14 protein-coding genes are annotated in these 23,032 nt (G+C 64.7%); 10 read left to right on the plus strand and 4 right to left on the minus strand.

Features of this window, described 5'->3' with window-relative positions; translation table 11 throughout:
* Positions 1-184 precede the first annotated feature (184 nt).
* Positions 185-2,236, minus strand: a complete 2,052-nt coding sequence (locus tag ACUZUJ_RS05395; RefSeq protein WP_458220355.1) for a glycoside hydrolase family 97 protein — start codon at positions 2,234-2,236, stop codon at positions 185-187.
* Between the two features lie 237 nt (positions 2,237-2,473).
* Between ACUZUJ_RS05395 and ACUZUJ_RS05400 the strand changes: the two genes are divergently transcribed.
* The 7 genes from ACUZUJ_RS05400 (at position 2,474) to ACUZUJ_RS05430 (ending at position 10,816) form a co-directional block, all read left to right on the plus strand.
* The gene (locus ACUZUJ_RS05400) at positions 2,474-4,666 is read left to right on the plus strand and encodes a glucosidase family protein (RefSeq protein ID WP_458220356.1); all 2,193 of its coding nucleotides are present in this window, start codon (positions 2,474-2,476) and stop codon (positions 4,664-4,666) included.
* Positions 4,663-6,150, plus strand: a complete 1,488-nt coding sequence (locus tag ACUZUJ_RS05405) for an MFS transporter (protein ID WP_432591194.1) — start codon at positions 4,663-4,665, stop codon at positions 6,148-6,150. The genes ACUZUJ_RS05400 and ACUZUJ_RS05405 overlap by 4 nt, the downstream gene beginning before the upstream one ends.
* Positions 6,150-7,865 carry an alpha-amylase family glycosyl hydrolase gene (locus tag ACUZUJ_RS05410; protein ID WP_458220357.1) on the plus strand — a complete coding sequence of 572 codons (1,716 nt, stop codon included), beginning with the start codon at positions 6,150-6,152 and terminating at the stop codon, positions 7,863-7,865. The genes ACUZUJ_RS05405 and ACUZUJ_RS05410 overlap by 1 nt, the downstream gene beginning before the upstream one ends.
* A 122-nt stretch (positions 7,866-7,987) precedes the next feature.
* The gene (locus ACUZUJ_RS05415) at positions 7,988-8,374 is read left to right on the plus strand and encodes an SseB family protein (protein ID WP_458220358.1); all 387 of its coding nucleotides are present in this window, start codon (positions 7,988-7,990) and stop codon (positions 8,372-8,374) included.
* 95 nt (positions 8,375-8,469) lie between these two features.
* Positions 8,470-9,981 (plus strand): amidohydrolase family protein, encoded by a 1,512-nt coding sequence (locus tag ACUZUJ_RS05420; RefSeq protein ID WP_458220359.1) that lies wholly within the window; start codon positions 8,470-8,472, stop codon positions 9,979-9,981.
* 77 nt (positions 9,982-10,058) lie between these two features.
* Positions 10,059-10,526 (plus strand): GNAT family N-acetyltransferase, encoded by a 468-nt coding sequence (locus ACUZUJ_RS05425; protein WP_458220360.1) that lies wholly within the window; start codon positions 10,059-10,061, stop codon positions 10,524-10,526.
* On the plus strand, positions 10,523-10,816 hold the full coding sequence (locus tag ACUZUJ_RS05430) for a hypothetical protein (protein WP_458220361.1): 294 nt from the start codon (positions 10,523-10,525) through the stop codon (positions 10,814-10,816). Before ACUZUJ_RS05425 ends, ACUZUJ_RS05430 begins: the two co-directional genes overlap by 4 nt.
* Before the next feature lie 115 nt (positions 10,817-10,931).
* On the opposite strand, the gene ACUZUJ_RS05435 is transcribed toward ACUZUJ_RS05430, so the two are convergent.
* The 3 genes from ACUZUJ_RS05435 to ACUZUJ_RS05445 form a co-directional block, all read right to left on the minus strand.
* Entirely contained in the window at positions 10,932-14,516 is a 3,585-nt protein-coding gene (locus tag ACUZUJ_RS05435; RefSeq protein ID WP_049443855.1) for an ABC transporter permease/M1 family aminopeptidase, read from the minus strand.
* Positions 14,517-14,528: 12 nt separating this feature from the next.
* Entirely contained in the window at positions 14,529-15,431 is a 903-nt protein-coding gene (locus tag ACUZUJ_RS05440; RefSeq protein ID WP_049443853.1) for an ABC transporter ATP-binding protein, read from the minus strand.
* Positions 15,432-15,561: 130 nt separating this feature from the next.
* The gene (locus tag ACUZUJ_RS05445) at positions 15,562-16,593 is read right to left on the minus strand and encodes a LacI family DNA-binding transcriptional regulator (protein ID WP_049404959.1); all 1,032 of its coding nucleotides are present in this window, start codon (positions 16,591-16,593) and stop codon (positions 15,562-15,564) included.
* A 293-nt stretch (positions 16,594-16,886) separates the two neighbouring features.
* Between ACUZUJ_RS05445 and ACUZUJ_RS05450 the strand changes: the two genes are divergently transcribed.
* The 3 genes from ACUZUJ_RS05450 (at position 16,887) to ACUZUJ_RS05460 (ending at position 22,774) form a co-directional block, all read left to right on the plus strand.
* Complete coding sequence (locus ACUZUJ_RS05450; RefSeq protein ID WP_049430409.1) at positions 16,887-17,465, plus strand: single-stranded DNA-binding protein; 579 nt, start codon at positions 16,887-16,889, stop codon at positions 17,463-17,465.
* A gap of 491 nt (positions 17,466-17,956) precedes the next feature.
* A complete protein-coding gene (locus ACUZUJ_RS05455) occupies positions 17,957-22,504 on the plus strand; it encodes an RHS repeat-associated core domain-containing protein (protein ID WP_458220362.1) in 4,548 nt (1,515 codons plus the stop codon).
* A 15-nt stretch (positions 22,505-22,519) separates the two neighbouring features.
* Positions 22,520-22,774 (plus strand): hypothetical protein, encoded by a 255-nt coding sequence (locus ACUZUJ_RS05460; RefSeq protein ID WP_135966044.1) that lies wholly within the window; start codon positions 22,520-22,522, stop codon positions 22,772-22,774.
* Positions 22,775-23,032: the final 258 nt, after the last annotated feature.

Consider the following 23,032-nt stretch of genomic DNA (forward strand, 5'->3'; position numbering starts at 1 on the left):
CGGTGGCCGCTGTCGTCGCCGCTATGGTAGGCAGCGCGTTCTTCGCGGGAATCACCCTGCATACGTATTCAATGGCGTCTGCAGGGTTGTAATCGCTTTCAAGTACCTCGTGCGGTAGTGCCGGCCGCCGGCCGGCAATCACGATCACCGGGTTGCCGGCCAGCGGCCGGCACTACCGGTGCATTCAAAGTGGTGTGAAACGAATGGCTTGCCCACCGCCTGGTGCCAGCACCAGCGTCAGTGCATCGGCGCTGGTCACCTCGCGGGTTTCGCGCATGAACGCGAACGGATTGCTACGGAAATCCGCGCCCTCGCCATCGCGGTAGATGTCGGCGCGGTAGCGCACGCCCGGTTCCAGGAAACCCAGCGATACCGGCAACACGCGGCCATGCTCGTCGGTGATGCTGCCGAGGAACCAGTCGCGGCTGTTGCGGTCGCGGCGCACGATCGTCACGTAGTCACCCACTTCGCCATCAAGCACGCGGCTCTGCTCCCAGTCCACCGCGACGTCCTCGATGAAGCGGAACGCCTCGCGATGCTGCAGGTAGTGCTCGGGCAGGTCGGCGGCCATCTGGATCGGGCTGTACAGCACCACGTACAGCGCCAGCTGCCGTGCCAGCGTGCTGGGAATGGCCTGGCCGTGGCGGCCTTTGAGGCTGAGGATGCCGGGGGTGTAATCCATCGGCCCGGCCAGCATGCGGGTGAACACCAGGTTGACCTCGTGCTCCGGTGGGTTGGGCGGCTGGCCCCAGGCGTTGTACTCCATGCCGCGCGCGCCTTCGCGCGAGATCCAGTTGGGGTAGGTGCGGCGCAGGCCGGTGTCCTTGATCGGCTCATGCGGGTTCACCGACAGGTGCCGGCGCGCGGCCTCCTGCACCACCTTCAGGTGGTGGCGGGCCATGAATTGCCCGTCGTGCCACTCGCGCCACAGCGGGCCACCGGCCGGATTGCGGCGGTCGACCTGGCCGTCGTCGCAGACGTAGCCGGTCTTGAACTGGTCCACGCCCAGCCGCGCATACAGGTCCAGTGCGGCACCCAGCTGGTCCTCGTAATGCTCGATGGCACAGCCGGTCTCGTGGTGGCCGATCAGATGCACGCCCTTCTTCAGGCCATACGCTGACAGCGCTTCGATATCGAAGTCCGGCGTGGCGCGCGTGAAGTCGAAGTCGTAGCCGTTGCCGACCCAGTTGCCATCCCAGCCCGGGTTCCAGCCTTCCACCAGTACGCCACGGAAGCCGTGTGCGGCGGCGAAGTCGATCACCTTCTTCGTCCTGGCAGTGGTGGCCGCGTGCTTCGGGCCGGTCGCCCAGCTCTCATTGTCCAGGTGCATCGACCACCACACGCCCAGGTACTTGGCCGGCTTCACCCAGCTCACATCGCCCAGCGCATTGGGCTCGTTGAGGTTGAGGATCAGGTCCGATTCGACCAGGCCTCCGGCGCGGTCGGCGATCTGCAGCGTGCGCCAGGGCGTGGCAAAGGGCAGGGCACGGCGCACCTTCCAGCCTTCGGCGGAGGGCGACAGCTGCGCGCGCAGGCGCTGGCCCTCGGTTCGCCGCAGCCACATGCCGGCATAGTCCACCAGCGCGGCCTCGTGGATCGCCACGTGCAGGCCATCGCGGCTGCGCAGGGTCATCGGCGTATGCACCAGCGGCACTTCGCGCAGTGGCGTGCGCTGGTACAGGTATTCGTAGTGGATCGGTTCGCCGGCGGGAATCCACCAGGCGGTGGAATCCTGTGCGATGGCGAACTCGGTCAGCTCGTCATCGATGATCGCCTCGTGCAGGTTCCGCTGCTCGGGGAACACATAGCGGAAGCCAACGCCATCGTCGTAGACGCGGAACACCACATCCAGCCGCCGCTTGCTGCCGGTGGTTTCGGCCAACTGCACGGTCAGCTCGTTGAAGTGGTTGCGGGTGAGCCGGCGTTCGCCCCACGGCTGCTCCCAGCGGTCATCGACGCTGCGCCGCTGCTGCCCAAGCAGGGCGAAATCGCGGTCCAGGCGGCCATCGCGCAGGGCGAAGCCGAGCTTCGAGTCCTCCACCACGGTTTCGCCGAAGCGTTCGACGCGATAGCGGGCAGTGCCGCCGTCCAGCACCAGGCGGACCGTGAGCACCTTGCCCGGTGATTCGACGCTGGCCACCTGTGGCGCGGCCTGTGCCAGCGTGGCCAGGCCCAGCAGGACCAGTCCGAGCACATGCGCGAACACCGCGCGTACAGCAGTGGATGACATCGGCATTTCCCCTCCCAAGGCGCCGTTGGCAGACCCGGACCATAAGCCAGCGCGGCAGGCGCGCTACCGCGCAACGCCATGAATACGTATGCAGCTGGACGCAGCCGACAGCCCCGCGTCTACCATGGGGCCAAGGCACCTTGAGGGAGGGGCCGCGCCCGCCCGCCGGCAACGACGGTGCGGACCTACAACGCGTGCAGAGAGGGAGGGAGGCCGACGGGCGCAAGCCGGTCCGCCGCTTCGATGCTGAAGATCATTTGCCTGACCGCTGCCCTGGGGGCAGCGCTGGGATCGACCGCGCAGGCGGCCGACCTGCAATTCGACGGCCGTCATGCGCGCGCCGAAGCCGCTGCCAAGGGCAGCTTCGTGCTGCATGCGCCGAAGGGCGCAGTGCAGATCGCAGCCGCACCGATGCGCAGCCAGACCGGCAGCGTGATGTTCGATGCGCTGTTCGCGCTGGCCCAGCAGGAGATGGACCAGGACCGCGTGGATGCGATCCGCGATCCTGCGTTCGACGGAGGCCGGCCGGTGCCGTGCGAGTGCTTCCAGACCGGCGCGCGCTGGCCCTACGTGTGGACCCGCGATGTCAGCTTCGCCGCCGACCTGGCGCTGGCGCGGCTGGATCCGCAGCGCACCCGGCAGTCGCTGCAGTTCAAGCTGTCGGCGGCCCGCGATGGCCATACGCCCGGCCTGTTCGTCGCTCAGGACACCGGTTCCGGCGGCAGCTGGCCGATCAGCAGCGACCGCGTGGTGTGGTTCCTCGCCGCACGCCACCTGCTGGATGACCGCGCGTTCGCCGACCAGGTCTGGCAGGCGCTGCAGGGTACATTGGCGCAGGACCGCGCGATGGTGTTCGACGCGCAGATGGGCCTTTACCGTGGCGAGACCTCGTTCCTGGACTGGCGCGAGCAGACCTACCCGGACTGGACCCGCGAGGACGTGCGCTTCATCGGTGACTCCTACGCACTGTCCACCAACGTGCTGCACTACCAGGCACTGCGCCTGGCCGAGCGGCTGGCCGGCCAGCACGACGACGCCCGTGCGGCCGACTACAAGGCGTGGGCCGATGCGTTGGCGAAGCAGATCGATGCACGCTTCTGGCGCGAGGATATCGGCCAGTACATGAGCTACATCGGCGAAGCCGCGCACCCGGTGCCGTACGCCAAGGTCGATCTGCTTGGCCTGTCGCTGGGAATTCTGGCCGACGTGCTGCCACCCGAGCGCGCGCGCCGCGCACTGGCTGCCTACCCGATGGGGCCGGCCGGCAGCCCGGTGGTCTGGCCGCAGGAGGCGCAGCAGCCGATCTACCACAACCGTGCGATCTGGCCGTTCGTCAGCGCCTACTCGCTGCGTGCGGCGCGGCAGCTGGACGATGCGCCGCGCATCGCCGCCGAGATCCGCTCGCTGATGCAGGGCGCCGCGCTGGCCGGTTCCAACATGGAAAACTACGAGCTGGTCAGCCAGGCCGTGCATGTTGACGAGGGCGCGCTGAGCGGCCCGGTGGTCAACTCCGAACGCCAGCTGTGGTCGGTGGCCGGCTATCTGTCGATGGTGGTCGAGGGCGTGTTCGGCGTGCAGGACGATGGCCGCGTGCAGCCCAAGTTGCCGGCGGTGCTGGTACCGGAGCTGTTCGGCAGCCAGCGCAGCATCCGCCTCGACGCTGCGGGCAGGCGCTACGTGCTGGAGCGCCCGAAGCAGCTGGGTGATGGATTGCTGGTAGCGGGCAAGGTGAAGACGCGCGGTGCCACCACCACCGTGCAGCTGGTCCCCGCCGCCGCGGCGCCGCGCAGCGCAGCGACGACGGCTGACGCCAATGCACGCGCACCGGCCACGCCGGCCGCACCGCAGGCGCGACGCAAGGGCAGGGGCTGGAGCGTCGCGGTCGCTGCCGACCAGGTGCTGTGGCAGGACGGTCGGGCGCTCACCGCCCGCAATGGCGAGGCACGCATCAGCGACGACGGCCTGCAGCATTGCCTCAGCCTTACCCGGCGCGACAGCGCATTGGAATCGCTGCACAGCCCGACGGTCTGCGTCGGTCCGCAGCAGGCACTGAAGGGCGCGCAGCGCTGGCAGTTCAGCTCGGCCAGGGCCGGGCAGGTGCGCCTGCGCCTGCAGTACCGCAATCCGAACGGGCCGATCAACACGGGCGTCACCGCCGCGGTGAAGCAGCTGGTGCTGCAGTGCCCGGGCATTCCCCAGCAGCGGCGGACGGTCACGCTGCCGCACAGCGTGGCCGTGCAGGACTCGACCTCGGCGACGTTCACCGTGGCCAAGGGCCGGTGTTCGGTCGCGCTTGAGGAAGGCTTCAACATGAGCGCGCTGCAACACTTCGCGCACTACACCGGGGGCAAGGGCGGCCGCGACGGCGTGCTCAACCAGGCCCAGGTGCAGGCGCTGACGGTGGCGCCGGTGGCTGCGGCAGAGGGCGCACGATGAATCGCACGGCCAAGCCGCAGCTGTCGTTCTGGCAGATCTGGAACATGTGTTTCGGCTTCCTCGGCATCCAGTTCGGCTTCGCCCTGCAGAACGCCAATGCCAGCCGCATCTTCGAGACGCTGGGCGCGGACATCGATGCGGTGCCCGGGCTGTGGATTGCAGCGCCGCTGACAGGCCTGCTGGTGCAGCCGGTGATCGGCTACCTGTCCGACCGCACCTGGACGCGCTGGGGGCGCCGCCGTCCGTTCTTCATGATCGGAGCGGTGTTGACCACGCTGGCGCTGCTGGTGATGCCGAACTCGCCGACGCTGTGGATCGCCGCCGGCACGCTGTGGGTGCTGGACGCCTCGATCAACGTATCGATGGAGCCGTTCCGCGCCTTCGTCGGCGACCAGCTGGCGCCGCGCCAGCGCCCAGCCGGCTACGCGATGCAGAGCTTCTTCATCGGCGTGGGCGCCATCGTCGCCAGCTTCCTGCCGTTCATCCTGGCCCACTTCGGGGTCGCCAATACGGCCGCCGCCGGTGAGGTGCCGGACACCGTGCGCTATGCGTTCTACTTCGGCGCGGTGGTGCTGCTGGCGGCGATCACCTGGACGGTGGTCAGCACCCGCGAGTATTCACCGGCAGAGCTGGCCGGGTTCGATGATGCCGAGCCATCGGCACATCATGCAGCAGCGCCGATCAGCGGTCCGGCACCCTGGACCCAGGTCGCCGTATGGCTGGGGCTGGGCGTGCTGCTGGCGCTGCTGATCGCCTGGCGGCAGGGCGACCGGATGCTGTACGTGCTGGCCGGCCTGTGTGCCGGCTATGGCCTGCTGCTGGCGCTCGCACGCACGCTGCCGGCCACGCACATGCTGGCCGCCATCGTCGGCGACCTGCGCGCGATGCCGGTCACCATGCGTCGCCTGGCGTGGGTGCAGTTCTTCTCGTGGTTCGCGCTGTTTGCGATGTGGATCTACACCACCGCCGCAGTGGCCGGCGCCCACTTCGGTTCGACCGAACCGGAGTCGGCGGCCTACAACGAGGGTGCCAACTGGGTGGGCGTGCTGTTCGGCGCCTACAACGGTTTCGCGGCGTTGGCGGCGGTGCTGATTCCACTGATGGTGCGCATGATCGGCCTGCGCTGGAGCCACCTGGTCAACCTGTGGCTGGGCGGTGCCGGGCTGGTCTCGCTGATGTTCATCCGCGACCCGCACTGGCTGCTGCTGTCGATGGTCGGCGTCGGCTTCGCCTGGGCGTCCATTCTCTCGCTGCCCTATGCACTGCTGTCCGACAGCGTACCGGCATCGAAGATGGGCGTGTACATGGGCATCTTCAATTTCTTCATCGTGATCCCGCAGCTGGTCGCCGCCAGTGCGCTCGGCTTCGCCCTGCGTACGTTGCTGGGTGGCCAGCCGATGCATGTACTGGTGCTGGGCGGCTGCAGCCTGTTCATCGCCGGCCTGTGCGTGCTGTGGGTTCCGTCCCGTCCGGAGGTGGTGTGATGCGTGGTGCGCTGTCTGTTGCTGTTTCCCTGGTACTGCTGGCCGGCCATGCGGCGGCCGCGCCGCGCCCGGACTATGTGGGCACCACCGAGCCGTTTGCCAGTGATGCGGTGTACTTCGTGGTCACCGACCGCTTCGTCAACGGCGATCCGTCCAACGACCATCGCGACCAGGGCGGCACGCATCGCACCTTCGATATTCCGGTGCCGTGCCCGGACAAGGTGGACGGCAACATCGGCTATCTCGGTGGTGACTTCCGCGGTGTGCTCGACAATGCGCAGTACATCCGCAACCTCGGCTTCGGTGCGGTGTGGATTACCCCCATCGTCGACAACCCGGACGAGGCGTTCACCGGCAGCAAGCCGATCAGCTGCACCAGCACGCTGACCGATCGCGGCAAGACCGGCTACCACGGCTACTGGGGCATCAACTTCTACAAACTTGATGAGCACCTGCCCAGCAAGGACCTGGACTTCGCCGGGCTGACCAAGGGCCTGCACGGTGCTGGCTTGAAGGTGGTGCTGGACATCGTCGGCAACCACGGTTCGCCGGCCTGGACCATGCCGACGCGGCAGCCGCAGTTCGGGCAGATATTCGACAAGGACGGAACGCTGATTGCCGACCACCAGAACCTGCCGCCGCAGCAACTGGATCCGAAGCACAACCCGCTGCACGCGTTCTACAACAACATCGGCCCGGTCGACAGCAAGGACGGCTCGATCTTCGATGGCAACCTGGCTGAGCTGTCCGACTTCAACCAGGACAATCCGGCGGTGATGGACTACCTGGTGGGTGCCTATCTGCAGTGGACCGCGCAGGGCGTGGACGCGCTGCGCATCGACACCATCGGCTGGCTGCCGCACCCGTGGTGGCATGCCTTCGTCAAGCGCATCCGCGCCGAGCATCCGGGCATGTTCATGTTCGGCGAAGCCTTTGACTACGATGCCGCGCGCATCGCCGAGCACACCTGGCCGGCCAACGCCAACGTCAGCGTGCTCGACTTCCCGTTGCGTGGCGCGCTGGAACAGACCTTCGGCACCGCCGGCAAGGGTTTTGAAACCCTCGCCGAGCCGCTGCATCTGAGCGGTGGGCCGTATGCCAACCCGTATGAGCTGATGAGCTTCTACGACAACCACGACATGCCACGACTGCAGGCCAGCGACAGTGGCTTCATCGATGCACACAACTGGCTGTTCACTGCGCGCGGCATTCCGGTGGTCTACTACGGCTCGGAAACCGGCTTCATGCGTGGTCGCGCCGAGCATGCCGGCAATCGTGCCTACTTCGGCCAGCCGCGTGTGGATGCTGCGCCGCAGAGCCCGATCTTCGCGCCGCTGCAGCGCATTGCTAGGCTGCGCGCAGCCACCCCGGCGCTGCAGCGCGGCCTGCAGGTGAACGAGCGCCTGCAGGGTGATGAGGCAGTGTTCTTCCGCGTGCTGCAGCAGGGTGACGTGGCGCAGACCGCGCTGGTGCTGCTGAACAAGGGCGAGCAGGCGAGGACCTTCACCGTGGCGCGTTACGTTCAGAACGGCCGCTGGCGCGACGCGCTGGAGGGAGGTTCGTTGCGGGTGGACGGCTCGCTGAAGGCCGAAGTGCCGGCGCACGGAGTGAGGGTCTACGTGCTGGATGCCGCCGTGCAGCAGCCGGCGCTGCAGGTCGAGCTGGACAAGGCGATGGCCGACCAGAAGGCGCGGGACCAGCGGTTGGGACGGTAGTGCCGGCCGCTGGCCGGCACCCCTTGAATCCACGGCACCTGCAGATGCCGGCCAGCGGCCGGCACTACCGGGTTCGGCCGCATCCGGCACAATAGGCACCCCTCACGCCCTGCCGTACCGCCATGACCGACCTCGCCCCGCAGACCCCGATTGAAACCCTGCTGAAGGCGGCGATGGACGGGGCGGTGCCGATCCGCGCCTTCATGGAGGCCTTCGTCGCCTCCGACGTGGTGCTGCTGACCGGCAGCCTGGTGACCCCCGATGGCAGTGGCTTCGACCCGCTGCTGTTCGACAAGCAGGGCACCCTGCACGTGGCCGTGTTCACCGATCCGTCGCGGGTGGGCATCTACAGCCAGCAGGCCGAACACCAGATCCGCTGGTTGATGCTGGACGTACTGCGCCGCGTGCCGGGTGGCTATGGCGTGGTGATCAACCCGGGCACCACGCTGGGCTTCGAGATCTCGCCCAGCGGCATTGGCGAGATCCTGAAGGACTTCGCGCAGGGCTGAATGTCCTTTCGGACGAATGTGTCCGATGCATGCACTTGCGGGGGTCGGGGCGTTTGCTAGAGTCCGCGGACCGACAGGACGCAAGGAGCAGCGCCATGGCAGCAGCGCAGGATAAGCCCGTACGTGTCGTCGATCTGCACACCCATCTGTTCAATGCGCGGCATCTGCCGCTGGAAAGCATCATCGCCGGCGCGATGGGTGCGTGGTCAAGTCCCTTGGCCCGACCTCTGGCGAAGCTGTTGTACCTGCTGACGGAAACAACGGGCGAGCAGGCGGAGTTCTCTCGGCTACAGCAGTTGCACCTGCATAGTCTTCATGACCATGGCGGGCACGAACAGATCGACTACATTGCGTCGATCTGCAACGTCGCCAGCCATGAGTTCCAGGTGGGTATTGCGGCGGGGCTGCCGGATGCCGATGGTCTGGCCGCGCTGACCGCCGACTCACCGCAAGCAGACGCCATGCGGGGCTCCGACCTGATGGCGATTCTCCGTGAGCTGGAGCAGGCCATTTCTGCAACGGGTGGGCCCGACACCGCCGCCGCGCCGTCCACCGATTCTCTCGTGCAGGAATTGATGGCGCCGGCAGGTCTGGTCGACTGGGCGCGCAGCACCGTAAAGCGCGCGCTGGAACGTTTCATGGCACTGGTGGTGCGTGATCCGACGAGTACGATCGGCAACTACGCCGAGTTCTTCTTCACTCTGCTGGGTTCAGAGGAAACGATTTTCCAGCGCTTGCAGGTGGCGTACGGTGAGTCCCTGCCCTCCATGGAGTACGCCCATCTGATGATGGACATGGAGCTGGCGTACCCGGGCGGGCCAATGGCCAACTATCACCTGTCCAAGCGCACCGGGAACATGGTGAAACTGCAGAAGAAGTTCCCGGAGCTGCATGGCTTTTTCGCATTCGATCCGCGCCGCGATGATCCGAATCCGCGCGGCTGGAAAGGGTTGCTTGAATCCGCACTCAAGGATGGATTCATTGGTTTCAAGTTCTATCCGGCGATGGGTTACAAGCCCCATGGGGACGCGGTCCATGCCCGGCGGATCAACGAGTTCTACGACTTCTGCCTGGAGCATGACACGCCGATCTTCGCGCATTGCACACCGGTGGGATTTCAGACCCCGCGCAAGGAGGGAGCGTTCGCGAACCCGGAATACTGGGCCGATGTGCTGAGCAGCCGCAAAGAACTGCGATTGTGCCTGGGACACGCCGGCGGGCAGCGCGCTCCCAGGGAAAGGCCGGTTTCGGCTGGCTGGGATGCCGAAGAGGTCGAGTGGAAGAAGGGCAACTATGCGTGGCAGGTGGTTGACCTGTGTGTCCGATACCCCAACGTGTACTGCGAGATAGGGCATCTGGAAGGCCTGCTTGGCGGGGACATGTCGGACTTCGAGCGGAACCTGAGACGCGCCCGGGATACGCAGATGGATTACGGGTTCATGAGCAAGGTCGCTTATGGTTCCGACTGGCACATGCAGGCAATGGTCAACTCGGCCCGTAGCTACCTTGATCTGTTCCTGAAGCTGTTTGAAAAGGAGGAGTGGCGGGAGCACCGGGAGCGCTTCTTCTGGCAGAACGCCCATGCGTACATGCGGCTGCCACGATGACGGTGGTTGGTGGGGCTGATCCGGACAGGGCCGTAACGCATGTGGATGGGAGTGGCAGCGGAGTGGAACAGCGGGCAATGGTGGAATTCAGTGAGCTGACAGTGGACGCACCGGAACGCCTGCAACTGGCGCAGTGGTACCACGCGGAATGGGGCCAGGACGCCGGCCTGTCGCTGGAACAGGAGCTGCAACGACTCAACCGGGCGCAGGATGCCGAGGGTTTCCCGCACCTCATCGCTGCCTTCGACGGCGGGCAGGTGGTCGGCGCAGTCCAGCTCAAGCGCCGGGAAATGCAGGCGTTCCCACAGTACGAACATTGGCTGGGCAGCGTGTTCGTGGCCGATAGTCATCGCGGGCGTGGGCTGGCTGGCACGCTGGTGGAACAGGCGGCAGCGCAGGCGGCGCGGATGGGGGTTTCCGACCTGTACCTGCAGACCGAAGCGCTGGATGGTGGCCTTTACGCCCGGCTGGGCTGGACGCCGCTGCAGGAAGCTGACAACCGCAGCGATCGCGTACTGGTGATGGTGCGCAGGATTTCCGCATGAACACGCTCGCACCCCGCCATTCCCGCTCCGCGCTGATCTTCCTGATCGCGGCCATCGTCGTCGCGCTGGTGTCCATGCCCGTGCTGCGTGCGGTAGGCATGGTGCTGTGGCCGGTGTTCGCCATTGCCTGGCTGATCAACCTGGGCGCAGCCTGGCATCTGGGCCAGTGGGCGCGCCAGCAGGGCCGTTCGGCGTGGGCCTACGGATTACCGGCCGCGCTCGGTACCGTCGCCTCGATCGTGGTCTATGTGCTGTTGGCGTTGCTGGGGCCCAAGTCCCCGGTGCGCTGAACCTTCGCGGCTGTCGTGGACAATGTGCCGAGCATGGCTCGGCACTACAGCAAGGCCGAGCCAAGCCCGCACGTGTTGCAAGGAGCGCCGGCGCATCAGCCGGCGCCCCGTTGCCTCACATCGTCACCTTGCGCCGGTTGTCATCGCTCACCCGGTCGATCAGCTTGTTGTACGGGTCGAAGCCTGCTTCATCAGGCTTTTCATCCACCGTCACCGTGATCTTCGGCGTGGCGCTGGTGATGTGATGGCGCTGCAGGTACAGCACCTTCTGGTCGCGCTCCTTGCCCGACGGCCCGTTGGCGAACACGCCGACCTCGACCCAGTCATCCATCTTCGCGTCGCTCTCCTTGCCCTTGCCATCGGCGTACTGCTTGGCGGCGTGCAGGTCCAGGGTCACGTCGTAGCGGCCGTCATCGCGCTTGCGGGCGCTGGCGGCCATCACCCGGTTGTCGTAGAAGCTGATCTTCTCGAACAGGTCGGTGACCAGCTGCTGGCGGTCAGCCGGGGTCTCGGCACGGATGTAGCCCAGCAGCTCGCGTGAGGTGGTGTATGGCGGCTGCTGGTAGCCCTTGTCCTGCAGGAAGCGCTTCAAGGCACGGTTCAGCGCCTGCTCGCCGATTTCCTCGCGCAGCCGGTAGAACACCAGCGAACCCTTCTGGTAGTGGATGTACTGCTGGTTCTCCACGCGTTCCAGCGGCTGTTCCTCGATGGCTTCGCCACCGCGGCCGGAGAGGTAGCCGTCCAGCTCGCGCTTGAGGAACTGGCGCATGTGCTGGCGACCGTACTCCTGCTCCATGACCATCAGTGCCGAGTACTGTGACAGCGACTCGGACAGCATGGTCGCGCCCTGTACGTTGGCACCGATCACCTGGTGCGCCCACCACTGGTGCGCGATTTCGTGCGCGGTCACGTAGAACACGTAGTCCACCTTGTCCGGGTCACGCAGGTCGGCGATGAAGCCGATGGCCTCGGAATAGGGAATGGTGTTGGCGAACGACTGCGCGAAGCGGGCATAGCCCGGAAACTCGATGATGCGCACCTGGCGGTGCTGGTACGGGGTGAAGTTCGCCTCGTAGTAGGCCAGCGACTTCTGCACCGCTTCGATCATCCGGTCCACGTTGTAGCCGTGCGCCGGGTCGAAGTAGACCTCGATCGGGATGTCCCTGTACTTCGCCCTGCGCACCTCCCAGCGTGCCGACAGATAGGCATAGAAGTTCAGCATCGGCCGGTCCATGGCATAGCTGAAGCAGCGGCGGCCATTCACCGTGGTCTCCTTCTGCAGGTAGCCCGGCGCCAACGCCACCTGGTCCGGCGCGGTGCAGACCGTGGTGCGGAAGTCGAGCCAGTCGGCATCGTTGGAGATGTAGGTGTTGGCACGTGCAGCTTCGTCTTCCAGCTTGGGCATGCGCCGCGGTTCGCCGAGGCCGCGCTTGCGACGCTCGTTGCGGTCGCTGATCTCCGCACCTTCGTTGTAGCCGAAGGACGGCAGCACGCGGCTGTTGAAGAAGGTGCCGTTGTCGACGATGTTGCTCGGTGCCTGGCCGGCGGTGAGGCCGTTGGGCTTTTGTACCACCCGGAAATGCACGCTGCGGGTTTCACCCGGCTGCAGTGGCGTGGCCAGACGGTAGATACGGTAGCCAAGGTCGGCGTCATGCATCGACAGGGTTTGCCCACCCAGGTCAACCGCGACCAGCTGCTTGTCGTCGCCCATCGAGAGATGCACGTCCTGGATCGGCACGGCATGCGTGTTGCGCACCGTCCAGTTCGCGTCGATCACCATCGACTGCGATTCCGGGAACAGGTCCACGCGGTTGTCCACCGCCACGACGCGCGGCTGCGGCAGGGCGCGGTACTTCGATAGTTCGCGTTCGTAGCGGGCCTGCAGGTCCAGCTGCCGGTCGGGCGCGATGAACTCGTTGCGGATGTTGGTGCTCCAGTACAGCCAGCCACCCACGCCGATGAAGGCCAGTGCCGCCAGCCCGGCGAAGGCACCGGTGGGGCCGCGCAGGCGACGGCCGGCCAGTGCCAGGCGCTGGCGCAGCCCCTGGCTGACACCGCGTACCCAGAATGCGGAGGCCAGGCACATCAGCGCCAGCAGGAACAGCGCCCAGTAGCCCTGGAACGCCAGCTGCCCCGGCAGGAAGTGGCCGTAGCCGTTCATGTCCGAATAGGGCGCGTTGGGCCAGCTGCCGAAGTTGTACAGGTGCTGCGTGTAGTCGAGCAGGCCGAGCACGCCCTGGCCGATCATCACCACGATCAGCAGCGCGTAGCCGACGAACTTGTTGTTGGTGAGCACCTGCAGCACCAGCGCCAGGCCCCCCATCAGGATGTAGACCACCGAATCCAGCGCCAGGCTGCGCAGGTACAGCAGCGGCTCAAGATGCGTGTAACCCTTGGCCAGCTGCACGCCCATCGCCGCCAGTGCACCGGCGGCCTGGAAGCAGATGATCACCGCCAGCAGCGCGGTGAACTTGGCCAGCAGCGGTACCCAGTTCGGCACCGGCATCGCATCGGTCACTTCGTTGATGCGCGCGCTGCGTTCCTTCCAGACCAGCTCGCCGGCGAAGAACAGCACGATGATCACCAGCAGCCAGCTGAAGGCGCCCTGCAGGCCCATGATCATCTGCGAGGTGACCGGCCAGATCGGGGTGCCGTACAGCGTCTGCCGGAACAGTGCGCTGGGCAGGAAGTTGGTCAGGCCCAGTACCAGCAGCACGATGAACGGCACGCTGCGCAGGACACCGCGCGTATCGAAGCGCACCTGGCGCAGGAACTGCTGCCACGCGGTGGTGGCGGTGAACGCCGGTACCACGCGCGGCAGCGTTGCGCGGGTCGGGCGGGCGGCGCTGGCGTCGGCAACCGGCTGCGACTGCCTGCGGCCCCAGCGACGGCGGCCGCTGCCGCTGCGCTCGGTACGGAACAGCGCGAAGGTGGCGGCGAACAACGCGGCGGCCACGCCCAGCCAGAGGACGCGGTTGGCCAGCAGATAGCCGGTCAGTGCGGGAATCCCACTGTTGCGCTCGGCGGTGGACCAGTAGCGGATGGTGCGGCTCAGTGCACGCATGCCCAGCGGCTCGCTCAGCACGGCGATCCACGTGTTGTCGATGTCGCGCAGCAGGGCTGCACTTACGCCATACAGCACGAGGTAGGCCACCAGGCCGATGTAGACCCACAGGATCGAACGGGTCAGCGCCGCCAGCAGTGACAGCAATGCCGTAGTGAACAACAGGTTGGGAATGATGATGACCGCGAACGTCCATGCATAGCCTCGCCAGCTGATCGGCCCCATGCGTTCGGGATCGACCCACGGCATGAACGGCGCCAGCCACAGGCCGAACGCAATCACAACGTAGACCAGCAGGCCGGCGGCGAGGGCAGCGGCGATGCGCCCGGCCAGGTAGTCGCGGCGCTTCACCGGGCTGGCGAAGATCAGTTCGGCAGTGCCGAGTTCGAAGTCACGCAGCAGCGCATTGCTGACGAACAGCGCAGTGACCAGCATGCCGAGCAGGGTGAAGATGCCCAGCATCTGCGCGATCACGGTGGGCGCGTTGCCGTGCACGTTGCCGCTGCCGCCACCGATCTGCACGGCGTCGCTGGAGGCGGCGGCGAAGGCGAGCAGGGCGAACAGCCCGGCCAGCAGCCACAGCAGTGGAGAACGCAGCTGCTCGCGCAGCTCGAATCGGAAGAAGTCGAGGATCATGGCGTGCTCCGCTCAGGCTGCCGCGCGGGCACGGGCCTGCAGACGCAGGCGCTGGAAGTACACGTCCTCGAGGTCGGGCGCCACGGCCACGAAGCCGTCGCCGGGATCATTGGCGCTGTGCACGTGGATCACCGGGCGGCCACCGACCAGGCGGGTCGACAGCACCACGTAGCGTGCTTCATGGTCGGCCAGTTCCGAAGGATCGACCTGCTTGCGCCAGACCTGGTGCTGCAGGGCGTCGATGGCCTCGGCAGGACGGCCGGTGAGCAGTACCTGGCCCTTGTTCATGATCGCCATCGTCGGGCACAGGTCGGTCACGTCCTCGACGATGTGGGTCGACAGGATCACCGCCACGTTCTCGCCGATCGCCGCCAGCAGGTTGAGGAAGCGGTTGCGTTCCTCCGGGTCGAGGCCGGCGGTGGGTTCATCGACGATCACCAGCCGCGGGTCACCCAGCAGTGCCTGGGCAATGCCGAAGCGCTGGCGCATGCCGCCGGAGTAGGTGCCGAGCTTGCGCTTGCGCGCGTCCCACAGGTTCACCTGCTGCAGCAGCCCATCGACCACCTCGCGGCGCTGCGCACGCTGGGTCAGGCCCTTCAGCACCGCGAAATGCTCCAGCAGGTCCAGCGCGCTGACCTTCGGGTAGACGCCGAAGTCCTGCGGCAGGTAGCCCAGCCGACGGCGCACCGCGTCCTTGTCGCGCAGCACGTCGATCGACGCCTCACCCGGAATGCTGAGGGTGGCCGTGCCACTGTCGGCCTCCTGCAGGGTCGACAGCGTGCGCATCAGCGAGGACTTGCCGGCGCCGTTCGGGCCGAGCAGGCCGAACATGCCGCGCGGGATGTCCAGGGTGACGTTGTTGAGGGCATGCACGCCGTTGGCGTACGTCTTGGACAGCGAATCGATCTTCAGCATGCGACGTACACCTTTCCCTGGGCGATGTCTGCGCGTTATCCGCGCATCGGCGTCCGTGCGCATCCGCCGTTGGTCATGGGGGGAGAATCCGGCCGTCGTGCGTTGGCCGGCGCACCGGCCCTGCGGGTGCCTACCCGCGCAGCGACGATTCCCGTACCACCAGCTTCACCGGGATGCTCTGGCTGTCCACCGGCTGCCGCCCGATCAGTGCCAGCAGGCGCTCCACCAGCAGCTGGCCGGCCTGCTTGGTGTCCTGCTGCACGGTGGTCAGCGCCGGGGACACCGAAGCCGCCAGCGGGATGTCGTCGAAGCCGGTTACTGCCACGTCCTGCGGCACTCGTCGGCCGGCCTCGCGCAGGGCGCGCATCGCGCCGATGGCAATCAGGTCGCTGGCCGCGCAGATCGCATCGATCGGTTCGCCGCGCGCCAGCAGCGCCTGGCAGGCCTCCTGGCCGGAGGCTTCAGTGGTGATCGCATCGTGCTGCAGCGCCGGCTCCGCCGCCAGGCCGTGTTCCTGCAGGGCCGCCACATGGCCGCGGTAGCGTTCCTGGAATTCGGGGTAGTGGCTGGACGCATGGCCGAGGAAGGCGATGCGGCGGCAGCCCTGCTGCAGCAGGTGGGTGGTGATGTCGTGCCCGCCCTGGAAGTTGTCGCTGCCGATCGACACGCCGGGCTGGCCGGGCAGGGCGGCGCCCCAGCGCACGAAATGTGTGCCCTGTTCGACCAGCCGCTGCAGGCGGTCGCGCGATTCGTGGTAGTCACCGTAGCCGAGCAGGATGATGCCGTCGGCCTTGTTGCTGTCCTCATAATCGGCCTGCCAGTCGGTGGACAGCTGCTGGAACGAGACCAGCAGGTCCTGCCCGTGCAGGGCGCAGGCGCGGGTGATCGAGCCCAGCATCGAATGGAAGAACGGGTTGATCAGCGAGTCGTCGTTGGTCGGGTCCTCGAAGAACAGCAGGGCCAGCGTGCCGGCATTGCGCAGGCGCAGGCTGGAGGCGTTCTTGTCGACCTTGTAGTTCAGCTCGCGGGCGATGCGCAGGATGCGCTCGCGGGTCTCGGCGTTGACCATCGGGCTGCCACGCAGGGCGCGCGACACGGTCGGCTGGGAAACCCCGGCCAGGTGGGCGATGTCCAGGGAGGTGGCTTTGCCTTTGATGGTCATGGGCACGCGGAAGGGGCAGGGTGGAAGGTGCCCGGGCATGATGCCATGGGTCGACGCGGATGCCCTTCCCGATGTCCGCCGAGGCGAGGGTAAGTCATTGCCGGACAAGGAAATCAGCCCAAACCTCCGGTGCCGCCGGGGTCTTCCGGCCGGGCGGATGGCGGCGGCAATGCTAAGATGCATCGTTCTCGCACTCCCCCAAATTTCAACAGGGGCGGCCCAGCGTACTGCACCCCCGGCCGGGGCTGTGCTATCACTGGCGGTCTGCCCCTGGACAACGGACGAAGGTACCTATGGCGCGCGGCATCAACAAAGTCATCCTGGTCGGCAATCTCGGCAACGACCCGGACGTGAAGTACACCCAGGGCGGCATGGCGATCACCCGCATCAGCCTGGCCACCACCAGCGTCCGCAAGGACAAGGATGGCAACCAGCAGGAGCGCACCGAATGGCACCGCGTGGTGTTCTTCGGCAAGCTCGGCGAGATCGCCGGCGAGTACCTGCGCAAGGGCAGCTCGGTCTACGTCGAAGGCAGCCTGCGCTACGACAAGTACACCGGCCAGGACGGCGTGGAGAAGTACTCCACCGACATCATCGCCGATGAAATGCAGATGCTGGGCGGCCGCGGTGAAGGCGGCGGCGGTGGCGGCGGTGGTGGCAACTACGGCGGCGATCGTCCGCAGCGCCAGCAGGCGCCGCGCCAGGAGTACGGCGGCGGTGGCGGCGGCCAGCGCGGTGGCCAGGGCGGCGGCTATGGCAATCAGGGCGGCAACCAGGGCGGCGGTTACGGCAACCAGGGTGGCAACCAGCGTCCGCAGCCGCAGCAGGCTCCGCCGATGGACGACTTCGCTGACGACGATATTCCATTCTGATTCCTACTCGACGGTTTTGGTGTTGATAGAGGCCCTCATCTTTATGGATGGGGGCCTTTTTTTTCGTTAGGCAGAATCCAGCCGTGATCTAACCTTCTACTTGCGGCAGGGTGTTGATGGATGACTGGTGACACACCATAGCGAATCAGAATGGAGAGCGGCACCGGAAAGCCGTCTGCTCGAGCCCATCGCTGGTGTATGGCTTCGGCGGGTCTTGATACGGCGTGCGAAGGACAGGCATAAACCTAACGAGCTGGCGCGGGGCTGTCGCACACCCTGTGGACACGGTTACCGCGGGCCTATGCTCAATTGCGGTGTGCTTCTCCAAAGCTTGTCTTGTCGCACAAAATCTGTCATTAGCTTGCTCTAGGATTTGCCCATCCCCAGCAAGGTTGGGGGGAGAACATGTTCGTTCCGTGCATTAAGGACTGATGTCGGATGGAATCCTTTGGCCGGACTTGCCAGTTGTCTTTCACATGGAGTGTGTACCAATGGCATTTGCAATGCCCCTGCGCAGCCACAAGGCTGCCGCAATTCTCTCCTTCTGCCTAGCATTAGGCGGTACATCGACTGCAAGTGCAGCCACCTACTACGGCCCTCCCTACAAGGTCCAGTCGTTCCGCGGGGTTGGCTCGTTTGAGAGCGTCGGCGCTGCGGTCAACTTCCTGGTCGGGAAGATCCAAGCCCCTTGCCAACAGGACCCTAAGTGCACCAAGCCGCCCGTTGTTACCGTGCGATACGGCAACGATGGCTGGGCGGCGACGATCTACGTCAACGGGAGTGCAAGTGACAATGTTTTTGCTTCCGAGATATTGATTGGACAGCCCCAGAAGAATTTCGGAGGGTGTCAGAAACGCTGTTCAGCCGGGCTTGGCTCTGCAACCGATGGAACCGGGGCTCGTGGTGCTGCTGACAGTGCTTCAAAGGCCAATGCCCGTGACCCAGGGAGCCCGTTTGAGGGCGATCCGATCAATACGTCTACCGGCAACTTTTACCGGCAGGAAACCGACTTCCAATCTCCGTCAGGCCTGATGTTCCGGCGGTTCTACAACAGTTCTCCCCGTGCTCCGGGTTCTTCCTTGGGGCCTCAGTGGCGCCACCTGTTTGATCGGCGACTTGAGGTGCTAGCTTCCAATACTGGAGCCGCCGGAGAATACACGTTCATCCGTGCTATTCGGCCGGATGGCAGTTCAGAGCGGTTCACTCGAACCTCAAGCGGCTGGACTGTCGACGCCGATGTCGCAGACGTGCTCGTCGATCGAGAGGCGGGCACCGGCTATGCATTGCAGTTGGCGGCGAATCGCCAAACCGAAATCTACGATGCGACAGGCTTGCTGAAGGAAGTCTACGACGCTGCTGGCAAGAAGCTTCTGTCCTTGCAGTATTCGGACGAAACCACGCCGGCAGATGTGGCGCCAGTCGCTGGACTCCTGTTGACCGTTGGCGACGCCAGCGGGCGCACGCTGAGCTTTAAGTATGATGCCTCATCGCGATTGACCACGATGATGTTGCCGGACGGTGTATCGCAAGCGTTTGGCTACAACCCCGCCGGGCAGCTTGCAACGGTGACCTATCCGGACGCCACAAGCAAGGGCTACATCTACAACGAAACAGCAAACAGTCCCACTGTCGCAGGGGCGTCCTTCCTCACAGGAATTGTGGATGAGAAAGGCGTCCGTTACGAGACCATAAAATTCGACTACACCCATCGCGCTTATCACGCTGAATTCGCTGGCGGAGTCGATACCACAACCCTGGACTACGCCGCTTCCACCTGGAAGGGAACGCTGCCGGTCACCGTCAAGGGACCACTCGGAGCCACTTCCAAGTTGGGCTTCGTGGATACAGGAAAGGGGCGTCTGATGCCCGCGGGTGGTTCGGCCGCCTGTGGTGACCAATGCAACCAACCCTACAAGGCCATGACCTATGACGTGAACGGCTACCCGGCGTCGGTCACGGACTTCAAGGGAATCACTACAAGGACCACTTACACGGCTGACGGGCTGCTGGCCGAACAGGTTGACGCCGTCGACACCCCGCAGCAGCGCACCACCACGACCACGTGGGATAGCGCACTGCGTTTGCCCCTGAGCCGGGTGGTAAAGAACTCTGCGGGCGTGGCCGTTTCCAGCAGTTCATGGAAGTACAACGCGTTGGGCCTGGAGGTCGCGCGGTGCGAGGTGGATCCTGCCAATTCGGCTGTGGTCGGGTATGCGTGCGGAACTGCAACCAATGCACCCGCTGGGGTTCGTCAATGGACCACCGCCTACTGCTCGGCGGTGGATGCCACCCAATGCCCGCAAGTCGGTCTTGTCCTTTCCGAAGACGGGCCGCGGTCCGATGTTCAGGACGTTACCAGGTACAGCTACTACCTGACCGCGGATGAGTCGGGTTGCGGCGTTTTCGGGGGCTCCTGCCACCGCGCTGGTGACCTTCAGTCCGAGACCAATGCTCTCGGTCAAGTGACGACACGGCTGGCCTACGACCGAAATGGACGTGTCAGGCGTCTTCGGGACGCGACGGGCACGATCCATGATTTCGGCTATTCCACTCGAGGCAAGCTCACTGCGATAACCGAGCGGAACAGCGTGGACGGAGCTGCGTCTACCAACGATCGCGTGACCTCCCTTTCCTATGATGCGACAGGTAATGTCGCCTCGATTGTTGACCCCGATGGAGTATCCCTCAGTTACACCTACGATGATGCGCACCGTCTCGTCCAGATCAATGACGGGGCCGGGAACAACATTCGCTACACCCTCGATGTGGCAGGCAATCGCACCAAAGAGGAGGTGTTCGACGCAGGTGGTGGACTGAAGCGTTCGCTCTCTCGCGTTTACAACAAGCTGGGGCAACTGGTCTCCCAGAAGACGGCAGCGGGGAATTCAACCGACTTTACTTATGACCTGGCGAACAACGTCCAGCTCATCACCGATGCCCTGAAGCGCAAGACGCAGTTTGACTACGATCCCTATGGAAGGCCCAGCAGGGTGCTTCAGGACGTTTCCGGAATGGCGGTCGAGACGCGATACGAGTATGACGTCGAAGGCCGGACCACCAAGGTGGTCGATCCCAAAGGCCTGGCGACCATTTACGGCTATTCAGGGCTGGGCGACCTGTTGAACCGCCAGAGTCCTGACACGGGCGCAACCACTGCCAGTTACAACAGTGCAGGGCAGCCGGCGAAGCAGGTTGACGCCAATGGCACGGCTAGCAGCTACACATACGATGCCCTGGGGCGCGTGGTGCGCAAGGTTTATGGGAACGAAGCGATTGTTGCGTCATACGTGTATGACCAAGTCGAGACCATCTGCTCACCTGATGAGTCGTTTGCAACCGGGCGGCTCTCATCCATGCAGGATGACGGCGCTAAAACCCAGTATTGCTACGATCGCTCCGGCAATGTGACGCGCAAGGTGCAGACGTCATCGGGGCAGAGCGTGGGCGTCAGCTATGCCTACACCAATGCTGGCCGACTTCGTTCTGTCACCTATCCTGACGGAACGGTGGCGGACTACAAGCGAGATGCGGCCGGCACGGTCACCGAGATCGGTGTGACTCGACCGGGTGCTGCTCGTGTCGTGTTGCTTTCCAGTGCAAAGCGCCATCCCTTCGGCCCCTCTGCGGGCTGGGCCTACGGCAACGGGCGTACGTTGGCGCGAGACGTCGACCAGGATTACCGTCCGTCGGCGTTGATCGGCAGTGGCTCGGGAGCACTGAATGCAGCCTTCTCGTTCAGTGCCGTGGGCGAGTTGACCGGCCTCACCTCCGGAGGGACTGGGGCAACGTCCGTATCGCTGACCTACGACGCCTTGAGCCGATTGACTGCCTTCAAGGATGCGGCCACTGGCTCGATCATCGACAGTTACTCCTACGACGTCACGGGCAATCGCACGTCTGCGAAGGTCAATGGAGCTGAGCAGGCCTATGCCTATCCGTCCGACAGTCATCGCCTGCAAAGCGTTGCGGGCGTGTCGCGTGCCTACGATGCGGCCGGCAACACGCTTTCGATCCAGGGCGTGGATCGCGAGTTTGCTTACAACGCAATGGGGCGCTTGAGTGCGGTGAAGCGAAACGGCACGGTTGCTGCGGAATACCATTACAACGATCTTGGCCAGCAGATAGCCCGTAAGGCCGGAGGTGCCTCAGCACTGAGTCTCTACGATGAGCGCGGGCAATGGCTGGGGGAATACGACCAGGCGGGTATTGCGCGTCAGCAGGTGATCTGGTTGGACAACCTGCCTGTCGGATTGCTGAAGGGTAGCGCGCTCTACTACGTTCAGCCGGATCATCTGGGCACCCCTCGCGTTGTCGTTGACCCAGCCCGTGACGTCGCAGTTTGGACTTGGGATCTGAAGGGGGAAGCGTTCGGTGCGACGGCACCAAACGAGGATCCGGACCAGGACGGCACGCTTTTTGAGTTCGCGATGCGCTTCCCTGGGCAGAGATACGACGCTGAGAGCGGCCTTCACTACAACGTTCAGCGTGACTACGATCCCGCCAGTGGCCGCTTCGTGACGTCAGACCCGCTCGGATTGCAGGGGGGAATCAGCACCTACGGCTACGTGAAGGGCAACCCACTCGCATCAGTTGACCCCGATGGGATGCTGGCAATTCCTTTACTGCCCCCGCCCCCGGTGGTCACGGGCGCCCCGGGTGCCGTTGGGGCGTACAATGGGGCCGACCTCAGCAATCCGAACGGCAATTGGGATTTTGGACCGAAAATCAACTTGGACTCCATCAAGAAGGTCTTGATGCTCCAAGAAATGATGGGGCTCGGTCCCAACGGTTGGCTTAACCCCAATAGCGCTACGTCGCAGATGTCATTGGCTGTGCTTAAGCAAGCTTGCTCTACGGAGGAGAGCGACGAAGATGACCACTGCGACAAGAGGTATGCAGAAGAGACGGCAGTGTGTAGAGCGATAAAGAAGCGCCGAAGTTCAAAAGCAGCCGCAAGGTGCTACGCTTCCGCCGCACAGCGATATGCGGCTTGCTTGCGAGGAGAGCACGTTCCCGTATTTGATGTGTGGAACAATTAATTTAGGTGGAAGTCCATGAATTCTGAAGTTTATTCCCACCTTGTTGAGATAGATGAAGATACCAGGGTTCTATCGATTTACAGGATTTTCCCCCGGCGTCGAGAGTTATATACCTCGGTGGAATTGCCCTCCGGGCCGTGTGTGGCTGGCAACGCTGTCTTCGATGATTTCTTCAAGCTTTTAGGCGAGAACATTGTTTTTGATTCTCCTCAGGGCAGGCGTTGCCTTGGTTTGGATGATGAGGATGGCGAAGTTCTTGGGCCTGGATGAAGTAAAGGAATGGCATGAACGCGGGGATAACCTTGGCGCGTGCGCCTGCCGGGCCGTGTCGATGCTCTTGACTGACGGGGGCACCTGACGAGTGCAGATGTTTACGTTCGAACAAGCTCAATCGAACAGAACGCCTTCCTTGCCTGACCAGCGAGGATTTGTTTACACATTTGGTAGTCACAACCGTTCTGATTCCTACTCGACGGTTTTGGTGTTGATAGAGGCCCTCATCTTTATGGATGGGGGCCTTTTTCGTTA

It is taken from the genome of Stenotrophomonas sp. S4, from assembly GCF_054187805.2.